The organism is Vibrio sp. 2304 (assembly GCF_033339475.1).
Classification (GTDB): Bacteria; Pseudomonadota; Gammaproteobacteria; order Enterobacterales; family Vibrionaceae; genus Vibrio; species Vibrio alginolyticus.
This window is the reverse complement of the sequence record NZ_JAWOUQ010000004.1, coordinates 211,460-230,519: the sequence shown is the minus strand read 5'-3', so window position 1 is coordinate 230,519 and position 19,060 is coordinate 211,460. Positions and strand designations below refer to the sequence as shown.

At 43.7% G+C, this 19,060-nt stretch carries 19 protein-coding genes; 4 read left to right on the top strand and 15 right to left on the bottom strand.

Annotation, left to right across the window (positions count from 1 at the left end; genetic code table 11):
- Positions 1-12 precede the first annotated feature (12 nt).
- Entirely contained in the window at positions 13-966 is a 954-nt protein-coding gene (locus R7P64_RS10495) for a chemotaxis protein CheV (RefSeq protein ID WP_005372976.1), read from the bottom strand.
- Positions 967-1,329: 363 nt separating this feature from the next.
- Entirely contained in the window at positions 1,330-2,547 is a 1,218-nt protein-coding gene (locus tag R7P64_RS10490) for an ROK family protein (protein WP_005372973.1), read from the bottom strand.
- A gap of 407 nt (positions 2,548-2,954) precedes the next feature.
- Between R7P64_RS10490 and pyk the strand changes: the two genes are divergently transcribed.
- A complete protein-coding gene (gene pyk / locus R7P64_RS10485; protein WP_005372972.1) occupies positions 2,955-4,397 on the top strand; it encodes a pyruvate kinase in 1,443 nt (480 codons plus the stop codon).
- A 107-nt stretch (positions 4,398-4,504) separates the two neighbouring features.
- On the opposite strand, the gene R7P64_RS10480 is transcribed toward pyk, so the two are convergent.
- Both R7P64_RS10480 and R7P64_RS10475 read right to left on the bottom strand, forming a co-directional pair.
- Positions 4,505-5,656, bottom strand: a complete 1,152-nt coding sequence (locus tag R7P64_RS10480) for a patatin family protein (RefSeq protein ID WP_005385837.1) — start codon at positions 5,654-5,656, stop codon at positions 4,505-4,507.
- A 44-nt stretch (positions 5,657-5,700) separates the two neighbouring features.
- Positions 5,701-5,793 carry a YnhF family membrane protein gene (locus R7P64_RS10475; protein WP_005372970.1) on the bottom strand — a complete coding sequence of 31 codons (93 nt, stop codon included), beginning with the start codon at positions 5,791-5,793 and terminating at the stop codon, positions 5,701-5,703.
- 127 nt (positions 5,794-5,920) lie between these two features.
- Here R7P64_RS10475 and R7P64_RS10470 point away from each other — a divergent pair, with 127 nt between their 5' ends.
- The 3 genes from R7P64_RS10470 (at position 5,921) to R7P64_RS10460 (ending at position 8,639) form a co-directional block, all read left to right on the top strand.
- A complete protein-coding gene (locus R7P64_RS10470) occupies positions 5,921-6,511 on the top strand; it encodes an outer membrane protein (RefSeq protein ID WP_054574791.1) in 591 nt (196 codons plus the stop codon).
- 569 nt (positions 6,512-7,080) lie between these two features.
- Entirely contained in the window at positions 7,081-8,547 is a 1,467-nt protein-coding gene (locus tag R7P64_RS10465; RefSeq protein ID WP_005372966.1) for a sodium-dependent transporter, read from the top strand.
- Positions 8,544-8,639, top strand: coding sequence for a MetS family NSS transporter small subunit (locus R7P64_RS10460; RefSeq protein ID WP_005372963.1), 96 nt, complete (start codon positions 8,544-8,546; stop codon positions 8,637-8,639). The genes R7P64_RS10465 and R7P64_RS10460 overlap by 4 nt, the downstream gene beginning before the upstream one ends.
- A gap of 68 nt (positions 8,640-8,707) precedes the next feature.
- Here R7P64_RS10460 and R7P64_RS10455 read toward each other — a convergent pair whose 3' ends face one another.
- The 11 genes from R7P64_RS10455 to fabD form a co-directional block, all read right to left on the bottom strand.
- Positions 8,708-9,109, bottom strand: coding sequence for a hypothetical protein (locus R7P64_RS10455; RefSeq protein ID WP_005372960.1), 402 nt, complete (start codon positions 9,107-9,109; stop codon positions 8,708-8,710).
- Between the two features lie 213 nt (positions 9,110-9,322).
- The gene (gene ptsG, locus R7P64_RS10450; RefSeq protein WP_005372959.1) at positions 9,323-10,753 is read right to left on the bottom strand and encodes a PTS glucose transporter subunit IIBC; all 1,431 of its coding nucleotides are present in this window, start codon (positions 10,751-10,753) and stop codon (positions 9,323-9,325) included.
- 444 nt (positions 10,754-11,197) lie between these two features.
- Positions 11,198-11,965 (bottom strand): TatD family hydrolase, encoded by a 768-nt coding sequence (locus tag R7P64_RS10445; RefSeq protein WP_213876365.1) that lies wholly within the window; start codon positions 11,963-11,965, stop codon positions 11,198-11,200.
- Positions 11,956-12,918 (bottom strand): DNA polymerase III subunit delta', encoded by a 963-nt coding sequence (locus R7P64_RS10440; protein ID WP_213876363.1) that lies wholly within the window; start codon positions 12,916-12,918, stop codon positions 11,956-11,958. Before R7P64_RS10440 ends, R7P64_RS10445 begins: the two co-directional genes overlap by 10 nt.
- Before the next feature lie 24 nt (positions 12,919-12,942).
- Complete coding sequence (tmk, locus tag R7P64_RS10435) at positions 12,943-13,575, bottom strand: dTMP kinase (protein WP_005387350.1); 633 nt, start codon at positions 13,573-13,575, stop codon at positions 12,943-12,945.
- A complete protein-coding gene (gene mltG, locus R7P64_RS10430; protein WP_213876361.1) occupies positions 13,572-14,588 on the bottom strand; it encodes an endolytic transglycosylase MltG in 1,017 nt (338 codons plus the stop codon). The genes tmk and mltG overlap by 4 nt, the downstream gene beginning before the upstream one ends.
- Complete coding sequence (gene pabC / locus R7P64_RS10425; RefSeq protein WP_213876359.1) at positions 14,585-15,400, bottom strand: aminodeoxychorismate lyase; 816 nt, start codon at positions 15,398-15,400, stop codon at positions 14,585-14,587. Before pabC ends, mltG begins: the two co-directional genes overlap by 4 nt.
- Before the next feature lie 107 nt (positions 15,401-15,507).
- Complete coding sequence (gene fabF / locus R7P64_RS10420) at positions 15,508-16,758, bottom strand: beta-ketoacyl-ACP synthase II (protein ID WP_005372948.1); 1,251 nt, start codon at positions 16,756-16,758, stop codon at positions 15,508-15,510.
- Between the two features lie 93 nt (positions 16,759-16,851).
- Positions 16,852-17,085 (bottom strand): acyl carrier protein, encoded by a 234-nt coding sequence (acpP, locus tag R7P64_RS10415; RefSeq protein WP_004406112.1) that lies wholly within the window; start codon positions 17,083-17,085, stop codon positions 16,852-16,854.
- 246 nt (positions 17,086-17,331) lie between these two features.
- A complete protein-coding gene (fabG, locus tag R7P64_RS10410; protein WP_031781117.1) occupies positions 17,332-18,066 on the bottom strand; it encodes a 3-oxoacyl-ACP reductase FabG in 735 nt (244 codons plus the stop codon).
- Positions 18,067-18,111: 45 nt separating this feature from the next.
- Positions 18,112-19,035: an ACP S-malonyltransferase gene (gene fabD / locus R7P64_RS10405; RefSeq protein ID WP_318123467.1), complete on the bottom strand. Its 924-nt coding sequence runs from the start codon at positions 19,033-19,035 to the stop codon at positions 18,112-18,114.
- Between the last annotated feature and the right edge of the window lie 25 nt (positions 19,036-19,060).

The window sequence follows — 19,060 nt, the reverse complement described above, 5'->3', positions numbered from 1 at the left end:
CACTAGATCTAATCATGCACTTTTAGAAAGCATCTGGCGTAATCGGTCTTGAGCAACTTCAACCAGCAGATCCGGTTGGAATTTAGATATAAAGCGATCACAGCCTACTTTTTGTACCATGGCTTCATTAAAACTACCGCTCAGAGAAGTGTTCAATGTGATAAACAACTTAGACATACGTGGATCTTGGCGCACTTCATGGGTCAGTTTATAACCGTCCATTTCAGGCATTTCAGCATCCGTAATCATCATCAACAGCTCTTTTTCTACATCTTTACCTTCATCACACCAACGTTTTAAAACCGTTAACGCTTCTAGCCCGTCACGACACTCGATGATATTCATACCTAATTGAGAAAGCGTATCGCGAACTTGATTACGAGCTGTAGAGGAATCATCCACAATCAGAACATTACGCCCGACCATTGCTTGGGCCAATTCTTGATCGAGAATATCCTCCGAGATAGTCACGTCGTAATGTACGATCTCTGCTAAAACTTTTTCAACGTCAATAATTTCGACAATTTGAGAGGCATCCCCCTCTTTAATTTGCGTGATAGCCGTGAGGTAATTCGAGCGACCAGACGTGGAAGGAGGCGGCTGAATTTCAGTCCATGCCGTATTAATAATGTTTTTAACCGGACCGACTAAGAAGCCCTGCACCGTGCGGTTGTACTCTGTCACGATCAAATTTTCTTCTTCCGCTTCACCACGCAAAGCTGGGAAACCTATCGCGCCACGCAAATCAATCACTGGCACTGCTTCACCTCGTAAAGAAGCGACCCCACGAATGTTGTAGTGTGAGCCAGGAAGCTTGGTTAACGGTGGCAGCTTGATGACCTCTTTCACTTTGAACACATTAATCGCAAACAATTGGCGACTATTTAAAGTGAACAGCAGAAGCTCTAGTCGATTTTCACCAACCAAGTTTGTACGCTGGTCAACCGTATTTAACACTCCGGACATACTACTACCTAAATTATGGATAATTCTTATTTTACTCGAAATCAGTACAGACACAGCAAGGTTATATAACCAAATAACCTTAAAATATTTGGCTTTTCGAGCACAGCTTTAAAGTACAACAGTTTTAGCGTATTACTTCTCTTTGCATCAGACGCAAAGTCACGCAGCACATTGAAAGCCATTTTGTTTATTTACTTGAGCTTTTTAGGAAATTACATGAATGGCGCAGATATAGCAATGCAGCATAACTCAAATTCCCTTTCTAGTAATAGGCGATCAAAAAGGGTGAGCCGTTAAGTCTCACCCTAAATCACCTACAAATGCAGTCTCAACAGCCAGGCACATCATCATGTTAAAAAGTACTTAACCTTCCACAACCTTCATCAATAGTTGACCATCGTACAACGCTTGCTTAATCAACGCGGCACCAGGCATTGTGGCTTGCTTATAGAAACGAGACTCCACCAGCTCAAGATCTTGGTGATAAACAGGTAAACTCTGCTCTTCGATACAGCGACGAACCGCAGGATAAAGCACATCTTTTGCTTGGTTAATCACACCACCGATCAAGATTTTCTCAGGGTTAAATAAGTTGATCACAATAGCAATTGCAGAGCCTAAGTAGCCTCCAAGTTTTTCAATCACATCGACGGCCAAAGGATCACCGTTTGCAGCGGCTTCACAAATGCTCTCAATACTCATTTCCTCTTGTTTAGCAAGAATAGAGTCTTCGCCATCAGCGATTCGTCTTACGACTTCTTCACGAATTGCCTGAGAACTGGCAACGGTTTCCAAACAGCCAATATTGCCGCAATGACAACGTTTTCCATTTGGGTCAATTTGAATATGCCCGAGTTCACCAATGTTACCGTGACGGCCTTGCAAAACGCGCCCATCCAGAATGATGCCCGCACCTAAACCGTGGTGGATAGAGATAAGAACGGAGTTGTCATTATCTTGAGAATGACCAAAAAGCTTTTCTGCTAATGCCCAAGCTCGCGTGTCATTGGCAATGAAAACTGGCAAGCCTGTTGCTTTGTATATCTCTGGTCCAAGAGCAAGATTTTCGACATTGTAATGAGGCATCTGCAAAACGACACCTTGCTCTGAGTTCACGAGACCAGGCAGCGTAAGGGCAATACTGGTAACACGATCAAGTTGATCCGCGTAAGTCTGAAAGAATTCATCAATTTCGTAAAGCAGGCGCTCAAGCACATCGTCTTGATCAAGCTCGTGTATCTCGATTTTAGTATCGATTAGTACATCACCGCCTAACTCATGCAAAGCAATGGTTAAATAACCCCGCCCCAAACGCATTGACAAAAATTGCCAGCCTTCATTATTGACCTGCAAACCGACAGCAGGTCGACCACGACTCGTCGCTTCTTGTACTGTCGTTTCATGAATCAAGTGCGCTTCAATTAATTCTCGAGTGATTTTGGTGATACTAGCAGGAGCAAGCTCACTCTGCTTGGACAAATCAATTCGAGAAATAGGACCTTTTAGGTCAATTAGTTTATATACACGACCAGCATTGACCTGTTTGATATGATCAATATGGCCCGGTTGAGCCATGTACATCTTGCACTCCGAAATTCTATAACGGGACAATTTTTTTACTTTGCGAACTAATTGTGAAGTGAATTAATAAATCCCCGTGACAAGCATCACGTATAAACCTGTTTGTTTGTGTATTCAATCAAATAACGAAGAATCTACTCCTGTTAAATTGTTTGAAAAATAACTTATTTTTATTCACTAAATTATGAAGTAATGCCTTTAAAGCAGCGTATTTTTATCAATAAGGCCATTGCCTGTCGAATATCTGTCTGTTTTACCGGGGTTACTCTTAATGTAAACATTCTGTGCATATACTTATATTCAAGTAGCTTTAAGGTGTGGGCTAAGCGAGGCTAACCTTGAGAGCGATTACGTAAAGTAAGGATAGAGTTCAAGTTACCTGTACACACACATTCATCGGAGAATCTATGACTTCCAAATTAAGACGAACAAAAATTGTCACTACGCTGGGTCCTTCAACGGATAAGGACAATATACTTGAGGAGATCATCAAAGCCGGTGCAAACGTTGTCCGTATGAATTTTTCACATGGAACCAGTGAAGACCACATTCAACGTGCGAACAAAGTCCGTACCATTGCAGCAAGACTTGGGCGTCAGGTTGCAATTCTTGGTGATTTACAAGGCCCTAAAATCCGTGTATCAACGTTTAAAGACGGCCAAGTCATTTTGAATGTGGGCGATAAATTCACATTAGATAGTGATTTACCAAAAGGTGAAGGCAATCAAGAATCTGTAGGGTTAGATTATAAAGAACTACCGCAAGATGTTTCACCAAATGACATTTTATTACTCGATGATGGACGCGTTCAGCTGCAAGTTACCAAAGTAGAGGGTAATAAAGTTCATACCCGTGTGATTGTCGGTGGTCCACTGTCCAACAATAAAGGGATCAACAAAAAAGGCGGCGGATTGTCAGCCGATGCGCTCACAGAGAAAGATAAAGCCGACATTCTTACCGCCGCAGCAATTCAAGTAGACTACCTTGCTATTTCATTCCCGCGTAACGGCGAAGACATGCATTACGCTCGACGCTTAGCCAGAGATGCAGGCCTTGAAGCCATGTTAGTGGCTAAAGTCGAACGAGCAGAAACCGTCGCGACCAATGAGTCTATTGACGACATTATTCTCGCATCCGATGTGGTGATGGTTGCACGTGGTGACCTTGGTGTAGAAATCGGTGACCCTGAGCTCATTGGTGTCCAGAAAAAACTGATTCGCCGCGCACGCAGTTTAAACCGTATCGTGATTACTGCGACACAAATGATGGAATCCATGATTACTAGCCCAATGCCAACGCGTGCTGAAGTGATGGATGTAGCCAATGCGGTTCTAGACGGCACTGACGCGGTGATGCTGTCTGGAGAGACTGCTGCAGGTAAATATCCTGTAGAAACGGTCAAATCCATGGCCGAAGTATGTGTGGGGGCAGAAAAAATGTCGGAGGCAAGTCTATCAACCTATCGCTTAGATAGAACCTTCGAAACCGCTGAAGAAACCATCGCAATGGCAACCATGTACTCTGCGAATCACATGGAAGGAATTAAAGCGATGATCTCGTTAACTGAGTCCGGCAGGACTGCGTTGATGATGTCTCGCTTAAGCTCTGGCTTGCCAATATTTGCCTTATCACGGAATGAATCGACACTAAATCGAGCAGCATTATACCGAGGCGTGACACCTGTATATTTCGAGTCAAAAAGTGATGCGGGTTTACCAACGGCTCAAGCAGCGATTACTAGCCTTAAAGAGCAAGGGTTCTTGCACAAAGGTGATTTAGTCATTATTACTCAAGGCGATGTAATGGATGTTGTTGGCTCAACCAACTGCATGCGCATTCTACAAGCGTAGTCGTTATACCTAACTGGAATTAACCACAAGAACCGCAAATAAGGCTCCGAAAATGGAGCCTTACTTATATGCTTTGTATATTGCGCACATCGTGAACGTAAGAAGGTTTATGCACTCTCTCTACCATCAATTTCAACATCCAGCTGGTCATAGAGTTGAACTAGGTTAAACCCAGCTTGAAGCCCAAGTTGATAGTCATGCTCTAGTGACTCTTGGTCACTTAACAAAGAAGAAGAACGAAGTCCCTCTTTAGGCGCAACTTGTAAAATAAAAGTGTCGTCAGGTGGAGCAGATATAAAGGCCTGAGTGAGCTCAAATGTTTGATAATGAATCATCAGCATGTCGGCTAAACCTGAATCAAAATTCTCACCAATCAGATGACTTAAACGATACAAGTTATCGGCACCGAACAACCAACGACCTCCATTTAACAGCATTTTCCCTGCAAGCTTCGATTGATGTGCTGCATTAATTTTTTGTTGGAAGAACGACGCCCAATCCAGCTTCCACTGATTCACTTTTTGCTGCCATGATTGCTGTACTGAGTTGATAGACTCTCGATACCATTCGACAGGCACATCCCCCACTTCACTTTGGGCTCTCGCTTCAATCTCTGAAAACGGCTCTGTGCGAATGACAATAATGTTGCGAGCATTCTGACGCCACGCTTCTTGAACAGGGATAGAGGCAGACACGCCGCCATCAACAAACTTATTGCCATTTACGTCGACAGGTCCGTGGTACAACTTGGGAATCGCACATGTCGCTAGCATAGTGTTAAACCACGAGTCATCCAAGATTGGTAGATATTGATCTGATAGCGTCTCTATATTCGTTACCGCAGCAAACGCTCCTCGTTTTCCCAATGCAGTGCGACCTAAATCAAGGTCAAGCTTGTATGGGAAATCTTGAATCCGTTCTAATGCCCACTCTAAACCTAAGTACTGCTGCTTTCGGATATAGCGAAACAGATTAAAAAATTCAGGAGACGTTGTCAGCTCGGTAATAAAAGCTTTGCCCATGCCATGTTGACGACACAAGTAAGAACATAAGTTAAGTGCTCCGGCAGAGGTGCCATAGAATTCATCGAAAGGATCGAAGTTGGAAAGTAAAAAGGCGTCTAAAACGCCAGCGGTAAAAATCCCTCTCTGCCCTCCACCTTGCGTGACTAAAGCAGTTTTACCATGCCTAAAGTGCTCATAAACTTTTACATCAAGCTCTGCATGGCTTTCTGTGATTATACCGCTGTTACGTATCATAGGCTCACGCCATTTTGTTAAAACGTTTGGTAAAAGTGGTTATCTTAAGCTGTTGTAATAGCAATGATGCCAAATGACAAAAGCACTGCAAAAACAGTCACCACAATGATTAATGCGGATTTTAGATCGTGTTCCATAAACACCTCCTTAATATGTAACAAATTAATAACACCGGTGTGAAATATGTTCAAGATTTGCTTAATTTAGTCGCGCAATTTTGACTAACCCATCACAATTAGCTTAGTCATAATAAGGAGATAGGGCATGAACCAAAAACTCAGCTGGCTAGTAGGAATCATGATGATGAGTACTGCTATCAATGCACAAGCGAATATCATCGTTACGCCATACATAGGCTATACAGGAGGCGGCCAAGTAGAGGATGAAAGTGGTAATACATACGATCTCGACCCCGCAGTGAATTACGCTCTTTCAGTCGAGACTCCCTTAGAAAAAGGAAGGATCGGATTGTTTTACTCCAATCAATCGACGGAACTTGAAAAGCTGTCCAACTCGGCAGATATCCATTATCTGCACTTCCAAAGCAGCATGTACTATCCTGTCGCAGCAAATTGGCAAACCTATATCGGTGTAGGCTTGGGGGCTTCTTACGCCGATGTGGATTGGGTAGACAAAAAATACGGATTTTCGGCTAGCGCTTTTGCAGGGCTGGAATATGAATTTTCAAAGAACTTTGCGTTAACAGCCCAACTGAGATGGTTAGGAACGGTCGTTGATAACGATACATCTGGCGCCTGTACTCTACCTAATGACGGCTCAAACTGTATCATTAAGTTCGATACTGATTGGATGAACCAATTCCAATCAAATGTTGGTTTTAGTTTCCGCTTCTAATTTTTATGCATGTTCCTCTGTAGGGCTCGTCACAAAGAACGCTGAACGAGTCCTGCACAGAGCCGATAAAGGACATCGTCTAAACACCATTGTTTGGCAAAGTAACGAAGCATCATCTAGATAGGTGCACAAAAGATAGCCGTACGCCCTAATTCATCAAAATAGTCTTAAACACCAAAGCAATTATTAGATCCCAGTCATTTATTCCAGACAAACAACCAACCACCCACACAAAACCACAATCAAACTCAAATTTAACAAGATTAAAACCAGACAACGCATCTGAATTAACATTTAGATTCTATTGCGCTAAGTATTATTAGAAGTTAGTCTGATCAGTGAAAACAGATAAATATTTCAGTTTTATCAAACACACATCAAAATTTTAAGATTAATAATCTACTTTCTCTTACAGTAGCCAGAATATAGCTCTATAAAATTATAAAAAGTTAGAATTAAGGATAGAAAAGCTGATGGATAACAGCGGTCCTTTCTTCCAACTGTTTGCGCAATTATTACTGTGTTACGTAGAGAGCTTCATTCCTCAGGGAGTCTTATAGGAGTCAAATATGAAGCGAGAACAATGGGGATCCCGGGCGGGATTCATCTTAGCAGCAGTTGGGTCTGCTATCGGTTTGGGAAACATTTGGCGTTTCCCATACATGGCCTATGAAAACGGTGGCGGCGCATTTTTTATTCCTTACATTTTTGCCATGATCACTGCCGGTATTCCATTTATGATCCTTGAGTTCAGTATGGGACAAAAATACCGAGGCTCGGCACCAAAAACACTAGCGAAAATTCATTCTAAATTTGAATGGCTTGGCTGGTTCCAAGTTGGTGTGGCTGCAGTTATTGCCGTTTACTATGTGGCTGTTATCGGTTGGTCGATTTCTTACTTTGGGTTGTCGTTCACTCAAGGTTGGGGAACCGATACCAACGCATTTTTCTTTAGTGAATACCTAAAGCTAGGTGACAACTCACCAACAGACTTAGGCAGTATTCAATGGAAGATTGCTTTATCCATGGTAATTGCTTGGGCAATTACTTACACCGCCATTGCCAAAGGCGTGAAATCAGGAATTGAACGAGCATCTAAAATTATGATGCCAATCCTATTCTTGATGGTGATTTTCTTAATCGGACGTATGATTTTCTTGCCAGGAGCTCTAGATGGCGTGAACTACATGTTCGAACCCGATTTCAGCAAAATTTGGGATGTGAAAGTATGGGCAGCGGCATATGGTCAGATCTTCTTTACGCTAAGTATCGGCTTCGCCATCATGCTAGCTTACTCTAGCTACCTACCAGAAAAGTCAGACATAACGAATAACGCGTTTATGACCGTGTTGATCAACTGTGGCTTCTCGATCCTAGCCGGCATCATGATCTTCTCAGTATTGGGTTACATGGCTCAAGAGCAAGGTAAGCCGTTAACAGAGGTGGTATCTGCAGGCGTTGGCTTGGCTTTTGTTACTTTACCTGCGGCAATTAACCTACTACCTGCCCCATATATTCTTGGTCCACTGTTCTTCTTTGCACTGGTGGTTGCTGGTCTAAGTTCGCATATTTCAATTATGGAAGCCGTAACTTCAGCCATTATCGACAAGCTGAAGTGGAGCCGTAAAAAAGCTGCAAATGTTGTGATTGGTATTGGCTTCGTTGTCTCTATGGCGTTTGCTACCAATGGCGGTCTGCTGCTACTCGATCTAGTAGACCACTTTGCAAACAACGTTGGCATCATGGTTGGTGGTCTGGTTGAGATTGTCTTGATGGCGTGGCTATTGAAGCGCGTGCCAGAAGTACGTAATTACGTTAACGAGCGCTCTGATTTCTCTGTTGGTCAATGGTTCGAGATCTGCTTACGCTTCGTTACACCAATCATGCTCGCCATTATCTTAGCGACCAAGCTATACGCCCTAATTACTGAAGGCTACGGTGGCTATGATCTAACTTTAGGCTGGGCACTTATCGCCGCACTCTTTATCTTTGGTCTAGTGATCAACGCAGTGAACCGCAAGGAGACAGCAAAATGACAATCAGCGCAATTATTATGATGGTTATTGGTTTAGGTATCACTTGGGGCGGCGCTGCCGTTTGCATCAAGCGAGCCATGGATAAACAATAGAACGTTAAGTTCCATATAAAAAACGCCGGTAGTTACCGGCGTTTTTTTATACATACATTAGTTCAATTCTAGAAACTGTACTTGATGCCAACGGCGCCGCCAAGTTGCAAGTCAGCACCTTTGTAAAGATCTAGCTCTGGGTGTATTTGGCCATAAAGGTCCCAGCCGCGTGATAAATCCCAGTTCACACCAAGTGGTACTCTCACACCAAACTCGTCATCCCATTCATACCAGCCACCAACGCCGACATACCAAGTCACAGGCATGTTTTGATCGAATGTTCCACGCTTAGCGATGTAATCAAACGCCATACCATCGTTTCCGATAATGCCACGATATTTGTTATCTAACTCTACAACAACACTTAATTGTTGATCGACAGCCATACCAACTGATAGATCCGTTGGTTCGCTTGCCGCCATTGCCGTACTAGAAACTAGTCCCAAAACTAAAATGAATTTGTTCTTCATACACGTTATCAATTATTCAAAAAAACATTATTCGCTATTCAAACATAATGGCATATCAATATGTCAACGATGGGTAAGCTCGATGTATGAAAAAGCTGACAAAAGTAAAGATGAGTTTAGGATCACACTAAAAAAGGAACTGTCAGTTAATAAAATAGGAACTAAAAAAGGAGGCCGAAGCCTCCTTTTATGCATTACTATGAATGACTGCGATTAACCGTGGTTACGAATCCACTCATCCATTTCAGTTTTTAGGTTATCAGACTTAGTACCGAAGATAGCCTGTACACCACCAGCTACAACTACAACACCAGCAGCGCCTAGTTGTTTTAGCTTGTCTTGGTCAACAGCTGCTGTATCTGCAACTGCTACACGTAGACGTGTGATACATGCATCTAGACCAGTAATGTTAGCTTTACCGCCAAACGCTGCAACCAGTTCACCGCCCATATCAGAGCCAGAAGTTACAGCTGCACTTTCCGTTTCATCTTCACGGCCAGGTGTTTTTAGGTCAAGCGCTGTGATTACACCACGGAACACTACGTAGTAAATTACTGCGTAAACTAGACCAACGGCAATCATTAGCACCATCTTCTGAGCGTTACCAGATAGAACTAGGAAGTCGATCAGACCGTGAGAGAAAGAAGTACCGTGTACAAAGCCTAGAGTGTTCGAAACGATGTATGCAGAACCAGCTAGTAGAGCGTGGATACCGTATAGTAGTGGAGCAACGAATAGGAATGAGAATTCGATTGGCTCAGTAATACCAGTTAGGAATGAAGTCAGTGCAGCTGACGCCATGATACCCATTACTTTTGCACGGTTTTCTGGTTTAGCACAATGAGCAATTGCGATTGCTGCAGCTGGTAGACCGAACATCTTGAACATGTAACCACCCGCTAGCTGACCGAAGCCATTACCAGCAGCACGAGATGCTTCATCAGCAACTAGGTAACAAGTTAGTACACCATTTTGAGCTTCACCGGCAGCGTTAACACAAGAACCTGCTTCGAAGAAGAACGGTACGTTCCATACGTGGTGTAGACCGAATGGGATTAGAGAACGCTCAACAACACCGTAGATACCGAATGCTAGCTGTGGGTTTTGGTGTGCAGCCCAATCAGAGAATGCAGAAATTGCACCGCCAATTGGTGGCCAGATAACAGAAAGGATAACACCTAGGATGATCGCAGCAAAACCAGTGATGATTGGCACTGCGCGCTTACCAGCGAAGAAGCCAAGGTACTCTGGAAGTTGGATTTTGAAGAAACGGTTGAATGCCCAAGCAGCCACACCACCGACAAGGATACCACCTAGTACACCTGTATCGATTTTCTCAACACCCATAACGCCCGCCATTACACCTAGCGTTGCCGTCATGATGCCGTAACCAACGATAGCTGCAAGACCTGCAACACCGTCGTTGTTAGTGAAGCCTAGAGCTACACCTACTGCAAATAGAAGTGCCATTTGGCCGAATACTGAACCACCAGCTTGTTCCATAAGATTAGAAACGATCTCTGGAATAAAGCTTAGATGGGCAGCACCCACACCTAATAAAATACCTGCAACTGGTAAAACTGATACTGGAAGCATCAGAGCCTTACCAACTTTTTGCAGGTTAGCAAAAAGGTTCTTAAACATGTTTATGCTCCTGATAAATTTATAAGTATTATTTGGGCACTAACGGCACACCCCCGTAGCCTAAAGGTTAGCACCCAATGAAAATGTAACCACAACTGCATTATATTTTCCGGCTCTAAATATATATTGATGACCCTCAAACTTTCCACACAGTTACGAAATTTAGTTTCAAAACAAGTCTTGGATCACACCCAAAAACAGCCGATGAAAAGGTTTGCATTGCACTTATATTACTGTTTTATAAAGAATTAATTATTTATATAATTAATTTTAAGGCGTAAATAAAATACGCCTCAATGTTATTTTTAGTAACAAAATTACATTTGTGATTTTTGAATGTTATTAAATCAACATTTTTAGTAAACATTAAACTCGTGAGCGTATCTGTTGTTTTTATCAACAAAAAAGGAGCCTAAGCTCCTTTTTTATGCTCTTATTATTTTTTCATCGCAAAAAAAGATTTCGGAAGTTTTCGGTGGTTTTTTGTGCCACTTCAGAAAGAGAGCACGATTTGAGTTGCGCAATATAAGAAGCGACTTCGACAACGTAAGCGGGTTGATTCTCTTTGCCACGATGGGGGACAGGAGCCAAGTAAGGAGAATCTGTCTCAATAAGAAGCTTCTCTAAAGGTAGAGTCTTCACCACTTCTTTTAACTCTGTAGCTTGACGGAAAGTAACAATCCCCGAGATAGAAATATAAAACCCCAGCTCCAGTGCAGCTTCAGCAAATGGAAGATCTTCTGTAAAACAGTGGATAACACCACCACATTTCTCTGCCCCACCCTTACGCAAAATATCTAGAGTATCCGCACGTGCGTTTCTGGTATGGATAATTAAAGGTTTGTTGAGCTCCACTGCAAGATCAACGTGTTGCTCAAAGCGCTCTTTCTGTAACGCGGCCATTTCGGGCTTGTAATGATAATCTAAACCCGTTTCGCCAATAGCGACGACTTTTGCATTCGACGCATGGTGGCGCAATACGTCCATCGAAAAGTCGCTTTCAACATCAAGTGGGTGCACACCGCACGAAGCATAAACATTGTCATAAGGCTCGATCATTTCCATCATTTTCGGGAAAGAATCCAGCGTTACTCCAACAGAAAGTAGTTCAGTTACGTTTGCTTGTTTAGCTTTGTTAATAACGTCTTCCACATTGATGTGGAGATCGTCGTAATTCAATTTGTCTAAATGACAATGAGAATCTACGAACATAATGCCTCTCGTGATTCAATTAACCAATTCATTGATAGTAGCTCAAGATTCAGGCCAGGAAAGGCTTGCACCTGAGCTTTCAGGTTCATCAGCGCCTTCGCTGATGAGTACAAACCGTTATAGTTGTCCGGTTGAAACTTTGTCGCGCCCGGAAGCATTTGAGCTTCTGATACACCAAACTGCGCTTTCTGAGCATCTGTCAGTAAATACCATGCCCAGTCTAGTGATTGCTCTGAGTGTTTAGCGATTAAAGAAGCACACTCAGAAACGTCTGAAACAGGCGAAGACATTGCCTTAATAAAACTGCGTTCAAAAGCCAAGTAAGCTTCGAGCTCACCATTATTTAACGCATCCAATGTTTTTATTGGAGAGCCCATATTCAGTTTTAAGGCATAAGCAGGAACTTGCTTCGCCCCTTGTTCGTGCATCCATTGCATTGCTTGTTCCGCTGACGGAGGCGCAACAACCCAGTGTTGACAACGGCTACGAATCGTTGGGAGCAGACGCTCCTGATTGTGGGTAACGAGCAAAAACAAGCACTTTTCCCCAGGCTCTTCTAGCGTCTTTAACAGCGCATTCGATGCCGACTCGTTCATAGAGTCCGCCGGTTCTATTACAAATAGGCGGTAACCATTAAGCTGAGATGATTCCTGAGCAAGACGGTTACAAGCGCGAATTTGGTCCACCGTTATCGCCTTTCCTTCTTTCTCTGGCTTGATCCAGTGTAAATCAGGGTGGTTTTGAGATTGATTTAGCTGGCAGCTATGACAAAAACCGCATGCTTCACTCGCGTAATTTTGGCAAAGAAGTGCTTGGCTAAAAAACTCGATAAGTTTTTCGATGCCCAAGCCCTGCTCGCTTTGTAATAAAAGCGCACCTGGTATTCTGTCCGACTCTAACCCTACTTTGAGGTTATCCCATATTGGCTGTAGCCATGGATAATCATTTAACATGAGTCACCTAAATTTACGTTTCACTTATTGACGAGCTAGCCACTCGTTTAGAGCGTCCCGAATATCACGCGACACGCCTTCAATCGTCTGTTCTGCGTTAATGATAACGATGGAAGGATCGGCATGAGCAATCTCCAAATAACGCTCACGTGTACGCTCGAAGAAACTAATATCCATCTTCTCTATACGATCTAACTCACCACGCCCACGTGCACGCTCAAGCCCAACACGAGGGTCAATATCCATATAGAGAGTGAGAGCAGGTTTAAAATCACCAAGCGTTGTATCCCGGAGATTTTTCATTAACGATGCGTCAATCTGACGGCCACCACCTTGATAAGCTTGCGACGACATATCGTGTCGGTCACCAACCACCCACTGACCGTTTTCCAAAGCTGGTTTGATCACGTTCTCAACCAACTGAACACGTGCAGCGTACAGAAGAAGCAACTCCGTCATGTCCTTAAGTTCTTCGCCTTCGTGCTCTTCTTTCACCAGAGCGCGCATTTTTTCTGCTAGCGGTGTGCCTCCTGGCTCACGGGTATTTACGATATCCTCAATACCGGCCGCTTTTAGCGTATCTAAAACGGTTTTAATCGCAGTGCTTTTACCCGCGCCTTCTAGGCCTTCAACGACAATAAAGTTTGCTTTCATCATTTGTTCTTTCTTAGTTCTCTTAAATAGGCACGAACAGCACGGTTGTGCTCAGCAAGGGATTTCGAAAATACATGTCCGCCCTTTCCACTTGCTACAAAATATAAATAGTTGCTGCTTTCTGGATTCAAAGCCGCTTCAATGGAAGCTTCACCAGCCATCGCAATCGGTGTTGGTGGCAAACCATTGATGGTATAGGTGTTATATGGTGTCGGCGTACGCAAATCTTTCTTACGAATGTTGCCATCGTAGGCGTCACCCATACCATAAATAACTGTCGGATCAGTTTGTAACCGCATGCGTTTGTTCAATCGGTTGATAAACACAGAAGCGACGCGCTCACGCTCAGAATCAATAGCCGTCTCTTTCTCTATGATAGACGCGAGAATCAAGGCTTCATATTTGTCCTGTAATGGCAGCTTTTCTTGACGAGCTTCCCAGCTATCATCCAGTATTTTATTGAGTTTTCGATGCGCTCGTTTTAATAACTGGCTTTCACTCGCACCCGCTGTGTAATGGTAGGTTTCTGCTAAAAACAACCCTTCTAGCTTTTCTCTCTCAATTCCGAGCTTCGCAGCCATTTCTTTTTCTGAAAGATCGGTTAAATCATGCTTTAAATAAGGAGCACTTTTTAGTTGATCTACCCATTCAGAAAAGCGGCTGCCTTCAACAAAAGTGATCGCAAACTGGTATTCTTTTCCAGTATTCAGATGCTCCAATGTTTGCGAAAGCGACATACCAGGCTCAAGTTGGTAAGTACCCGCTCGCACCTGCAACAATTCTGGATATAAGTGAGGAATTAAACGGATGTACTCCGATGTTTCAATCACCTCATCTTCAACTAAGGCGCGCATGACATGATGAAAGCTTGTACCACTTTCTACAGTAAACAGCTGAGGTTGTTCCAATAGAATAGGCTTTTCAACGTATTGTTTAGCCTGTGAAATTATATAAAAAACAGCTGCTGCACCTATCACTGCGATCAGCACAACAAAAGCCAACAGTTTTTTAATCACGTAGTTAAATTCCCTTGCAGTCGTTGAGTCAATTTTCCTATCGGAAATATAGTCTTAGAGTTCGATGTCACTATGCTGCTAATAGGTGCGACACCTAATATTGAGTTACACATGAAAGCCTCGTCAGCACTCAGCAAATCTGGAAGTATAAAACGCCCCTCGATGACTTCAATATGACTTACTTTAAGTAACTCAAGCACCTTACGACGCATTACGCCCGTAACGCCTGATAAGGTCAGCTCCGGCGTAAATACTTTATTACCTTTAACCCAAAAAAGGTTGGCCATTGTAGTTTCAATGACATGGTTTTGCACATTTAACGTTATTGCATCTGCAAACTCTGTATTGTCGATTTCAGCCTTGGCGAGAATCTGCTCTAAACGGTTGTTGTGCTTATGTCCCGCAAGTAAAGGTTGAATCCCTAGACGAGTATTACAAACGCCCAAGTCCACACCTTGTTCTTGCCAAGATGAATAATGAGAAGGAAATGCAAAATTGGAAATCGTCACGATAGGGCCTTTAATCCCATTAGGGCTATACCCTCGCCCGCCAATACCGCGGCTAACGTGAATCTTCACCCCCGCTCGTGCGTCAGATAAAACCGCTTTGCTTGCCCAATCATGCACAACTTTCCAGTCAGGTGAAGAGATCTTCAAAGCGTCAAGGCAAGCACTCATGCGCTCAGTATGTTCCTGCCAGTAAACCAACTCTCCATTTTGGGTCAGGATGGTGGTAAAGCCTCCATCACCGTATTGGAATGAGCGATCACCTAGCTCTACATGCGTTTGCGGAACTCCATTTACCCAAAACATTCACGTACCTTCAAATTAGCAGACAACAAATAAAACAAAACGGCTCAATGCTAAGCATCGAGCCGTTAGAATACAAGTTTCGCTTATCTAAATTAGGTTAGATAGCGTTACTCAGCGAACTTTTTGAAGATCAAAGAACCGTTTGTACCACCAAAGCCAAACGAGTTACAGATAGCGTACTCCATACCTTCAACTTTGCGCGCTGTATGCGGCACAAGGTCGATGTCTAGACCTTCTTCTGGATCATCAAGGTTAATGGTTGGCGGAACAATTTGGTCAACCAAAGACATAACCGTGATAATTGCTTCAACAGAGCCAGCAGCACCTAATAGGTGCCCCGTCATCGACTTAGTTGAAGACACAAGAACTTGCTTCGCACCTTCTTCACCAAGAGCACGTTTCACGCCTTTGATTTCTGCAACATCACCTGCTGGAGTAGAAGTACCGTGAGCATTCACATAACCTACTTGAGTACCTGTGATGTTAGCGTCACGCATCGCCGCTTCCATCGCAAGTGCACCACCAGAGCCGTCTTCGCTTGGAGATGTCATGTGGTAAGCATCACCAGACATACCAAAACCAACCAGTTCTGCGTAAATCTTCGCGCCACGTGCTTTTGCGTGTTCGTACTCTTCAAGCACCATCATGCCAGCACCATCACCTAGAACAAAACCATCACGGCCTTTATCCCATGGGCGAGACGCTTTTTGAGGCTCTTCATTACGAGTAGATAGCGCTTTAGCTGCACCGAAGCCAGCCATGCCAAGAGGCGTAGAAGCTTTTTCTGCACCACCAGCAACCATCGCATCTGCATCGCCGTAGGCAATCATACGTGCTGCATGGCCGATATTATGCAGGCCAGTAGTACATGCGGTAGAAATCGCGATATTTGGACCACGAAGACCACGCATGATAGATAGGTTACCTGCAACCATGTTTACAATGGTCGAAGGAACAAAAAATGGGCTAACTTTGCGAGGGCCTTTGTCTACTAATGCAGTATGGCCAGTTTCGATAAGGTCAAGACCGCCAATGCCTGAGCCGATAGCAACACCAACTCGAGCCGCATTTTCTTCGGTAATTTGTAAGCCAGAGTTATCAAGAGCTTGAATACCCGCTGCAATGCCGTACTGGATGAAAAGGTCCATCTTACGAGCATCTTTTTTAGACATGTACTCTGTGCAATCGAAATCTTTAACAAGACCTGCAAAACGAGTTGAGAAGTTCGTAGTATCAAAGTGCTCGATATTTACGATACCACTTTGACCTTCTAGCAGGGCTTTCCAAGATGATTCTACTGTGTTGCCTACCGGTGACAACATACCCATGCCAGTGACAACTACACGACGCTTGGACACGATATAATTCTCCGGGAATTGAATATTTCTATGAGAGGATAGAAGAAGTTAGAAAGAACACAGGCGGTCTAGGAGACCGCCTGGGAGAGCTAATTACTGAGCGCTGTTTACGTAGTCGATTGCAGCTTGAACAGTAGTGATCTTCTCAGCTTCTTCGTCAGGAATCTCAGTGTCGAATTCCTCTTCTAGAGCCATAACTAGTTCTACAGTGTCTAGAGAATCAGCACCTAGATCGTCAACGAAAGAAGCTTCGTTTTTAACTTCTGCTTCGTCTACACCTAGCTGTTCAACAATGATTTTCTTTACGCGTTCTTCGATGTTGCTCATTTTTCTTTTCCTTTACAGATTTCGCCTAATGCGATGATTCCGTAGTTTATTCGAACTATTGAAAGTTGCAAGGGGGTCCTTGCTGGTCAAACCACAAAATTAGCGAATTTAACCGAATTTCAATACATTTTTGACTTAAATCATGCACAAATCTTGCGCATAAGCATGACAAGTTCATGACAGTTAACTGCAACTATAGGCTATTTTTCACAATGTAAAATAGCTTATTTTGCATAAACTGTCGCATTAAACCATGTACATGCCACCATTTACATGCAAAGTTTCACCAGTAATGTACGCTGCTTCAGGAGAAGCAAGGAAAACTACTGCTGATGCAATTTCACGTGGGTCACCTAAACGACCTGCTGGCACGTTCGACAAAGTTGCCGCACGTTGGTCATCATTTAGCGCCTTAGTCATGTCAGTTTCGATGAAACCAGGAGCAACAGTGTTCACTGTTACACCACGAGACGCAACTTCACGAGCCATTGATTTAGTAAAACCAATCACGCCCGCTTTCGCTGCTGCGTAGTTAGTTTGACCAGCATTACCCATGGTACCAACAACAGAGCCTACGTTGATGATACGACCCGCACGTTTTTTCATCATACCGCGTAAAACCGCTTTAGACATGCGGTAGATAGGCGTTAGGTTGGTATCGATGATGTCGTTCCACTCATCATCTTTCATGCGCATCAATAGGTTGTCACGAGTAATACCAGCGTTATTCACCAGAATATCGATCACACCAAATTCTTCGTTGATCGTTTTTAATGTCGCTTCGATAGACTCGACATCAGTCACGTTAAGCGCTAAGCCTTTACCGTTATCACCAAGATACTCGCTGATAGCAGCCGCACCACTTTCAGAAGTAGCAGTACCGATAACCGTAGCACCTCGCTCGACAAGAAGTTCCGCGATCGCGCGGCCAATACCACGGCTTGCGCCGGTAACTAGCGCGATCTTACCTTCTAGATTCATCATGTTGTGTTTCCTTTTCTTATCGCAAATTTATCGCTTGATGGATTACTTCGCAGCGTCTAGCGATGCGATATCATTCACTGCTGCTGCAGTTAGCGTTTTCACGATACGTTTTGTTAGACCTGTTAAAACTTTACCAGGGCCAAGCTCAAGAAGATTTTCTACGCCTTGTTCGTGCATCAGTTCAACTGTTTCAGTCCAACGAACTGGGCTATGTAGCTGACGAACAAGCGCATCTTTGATTTTTGCAGGATCTGTCTCAGCAACCACATCAACGTTGTTGATAACTGGCAGCTGTGGTGAGTTAAATTCGATAGACTCAAGAGCTACAGCAAGTTTTTCCGCTGCTGGCTTCATAAGTGCACAGTGTGAAGGTACTGAAACAGGAAGAGGAAGCGCACGCTTCGCACCAGCTTCTTTACATAGCGCACCAGCTCGCTCTACTGCGTCTTTGCTACCAGCGATAACGACTTGACCAGGCGAGTTAAAGTTTACTGGAGAGACCACTTCGCCTTGCGCTGCGTCTTCACACGCTTTTGCAATCGCATCATCAGCCAAACCGATAATCGCGTACATTGCGCCAGTACCAGCTGGTACTGCTTCTTGCATAAGTTGACCACGTAATTCAACCAGCTTGATGGCTTCTTTAAAGTCAATAACACCCGCACATACAAGTGCTGAGTACTCACCTAGGCTGTGACCGGCTAGGTTTGCTGGTTGTTCTAGACCAAGCTCTTGCCATACGCGCCAAATAGCGACAGAAGAAGCAAGCAATGCAGGCTGAGTACGGAAAGTTTGGTTTAGATCTTCAGCAGGGCCATTTTGAACAAGCGCCCATAGATCGTAACCTAGTGCGTCAGATGCTTCTGCAAATGTTTGTTTTACTACGTCATATTGTTCGCCTAGATCAGCAAGCATACCTACAGCTTGAGAACCTTGACCTGGAAATACGATAGCAAACTTGCTCATGTTGTTTTCCTTTAAGCAATGTAAA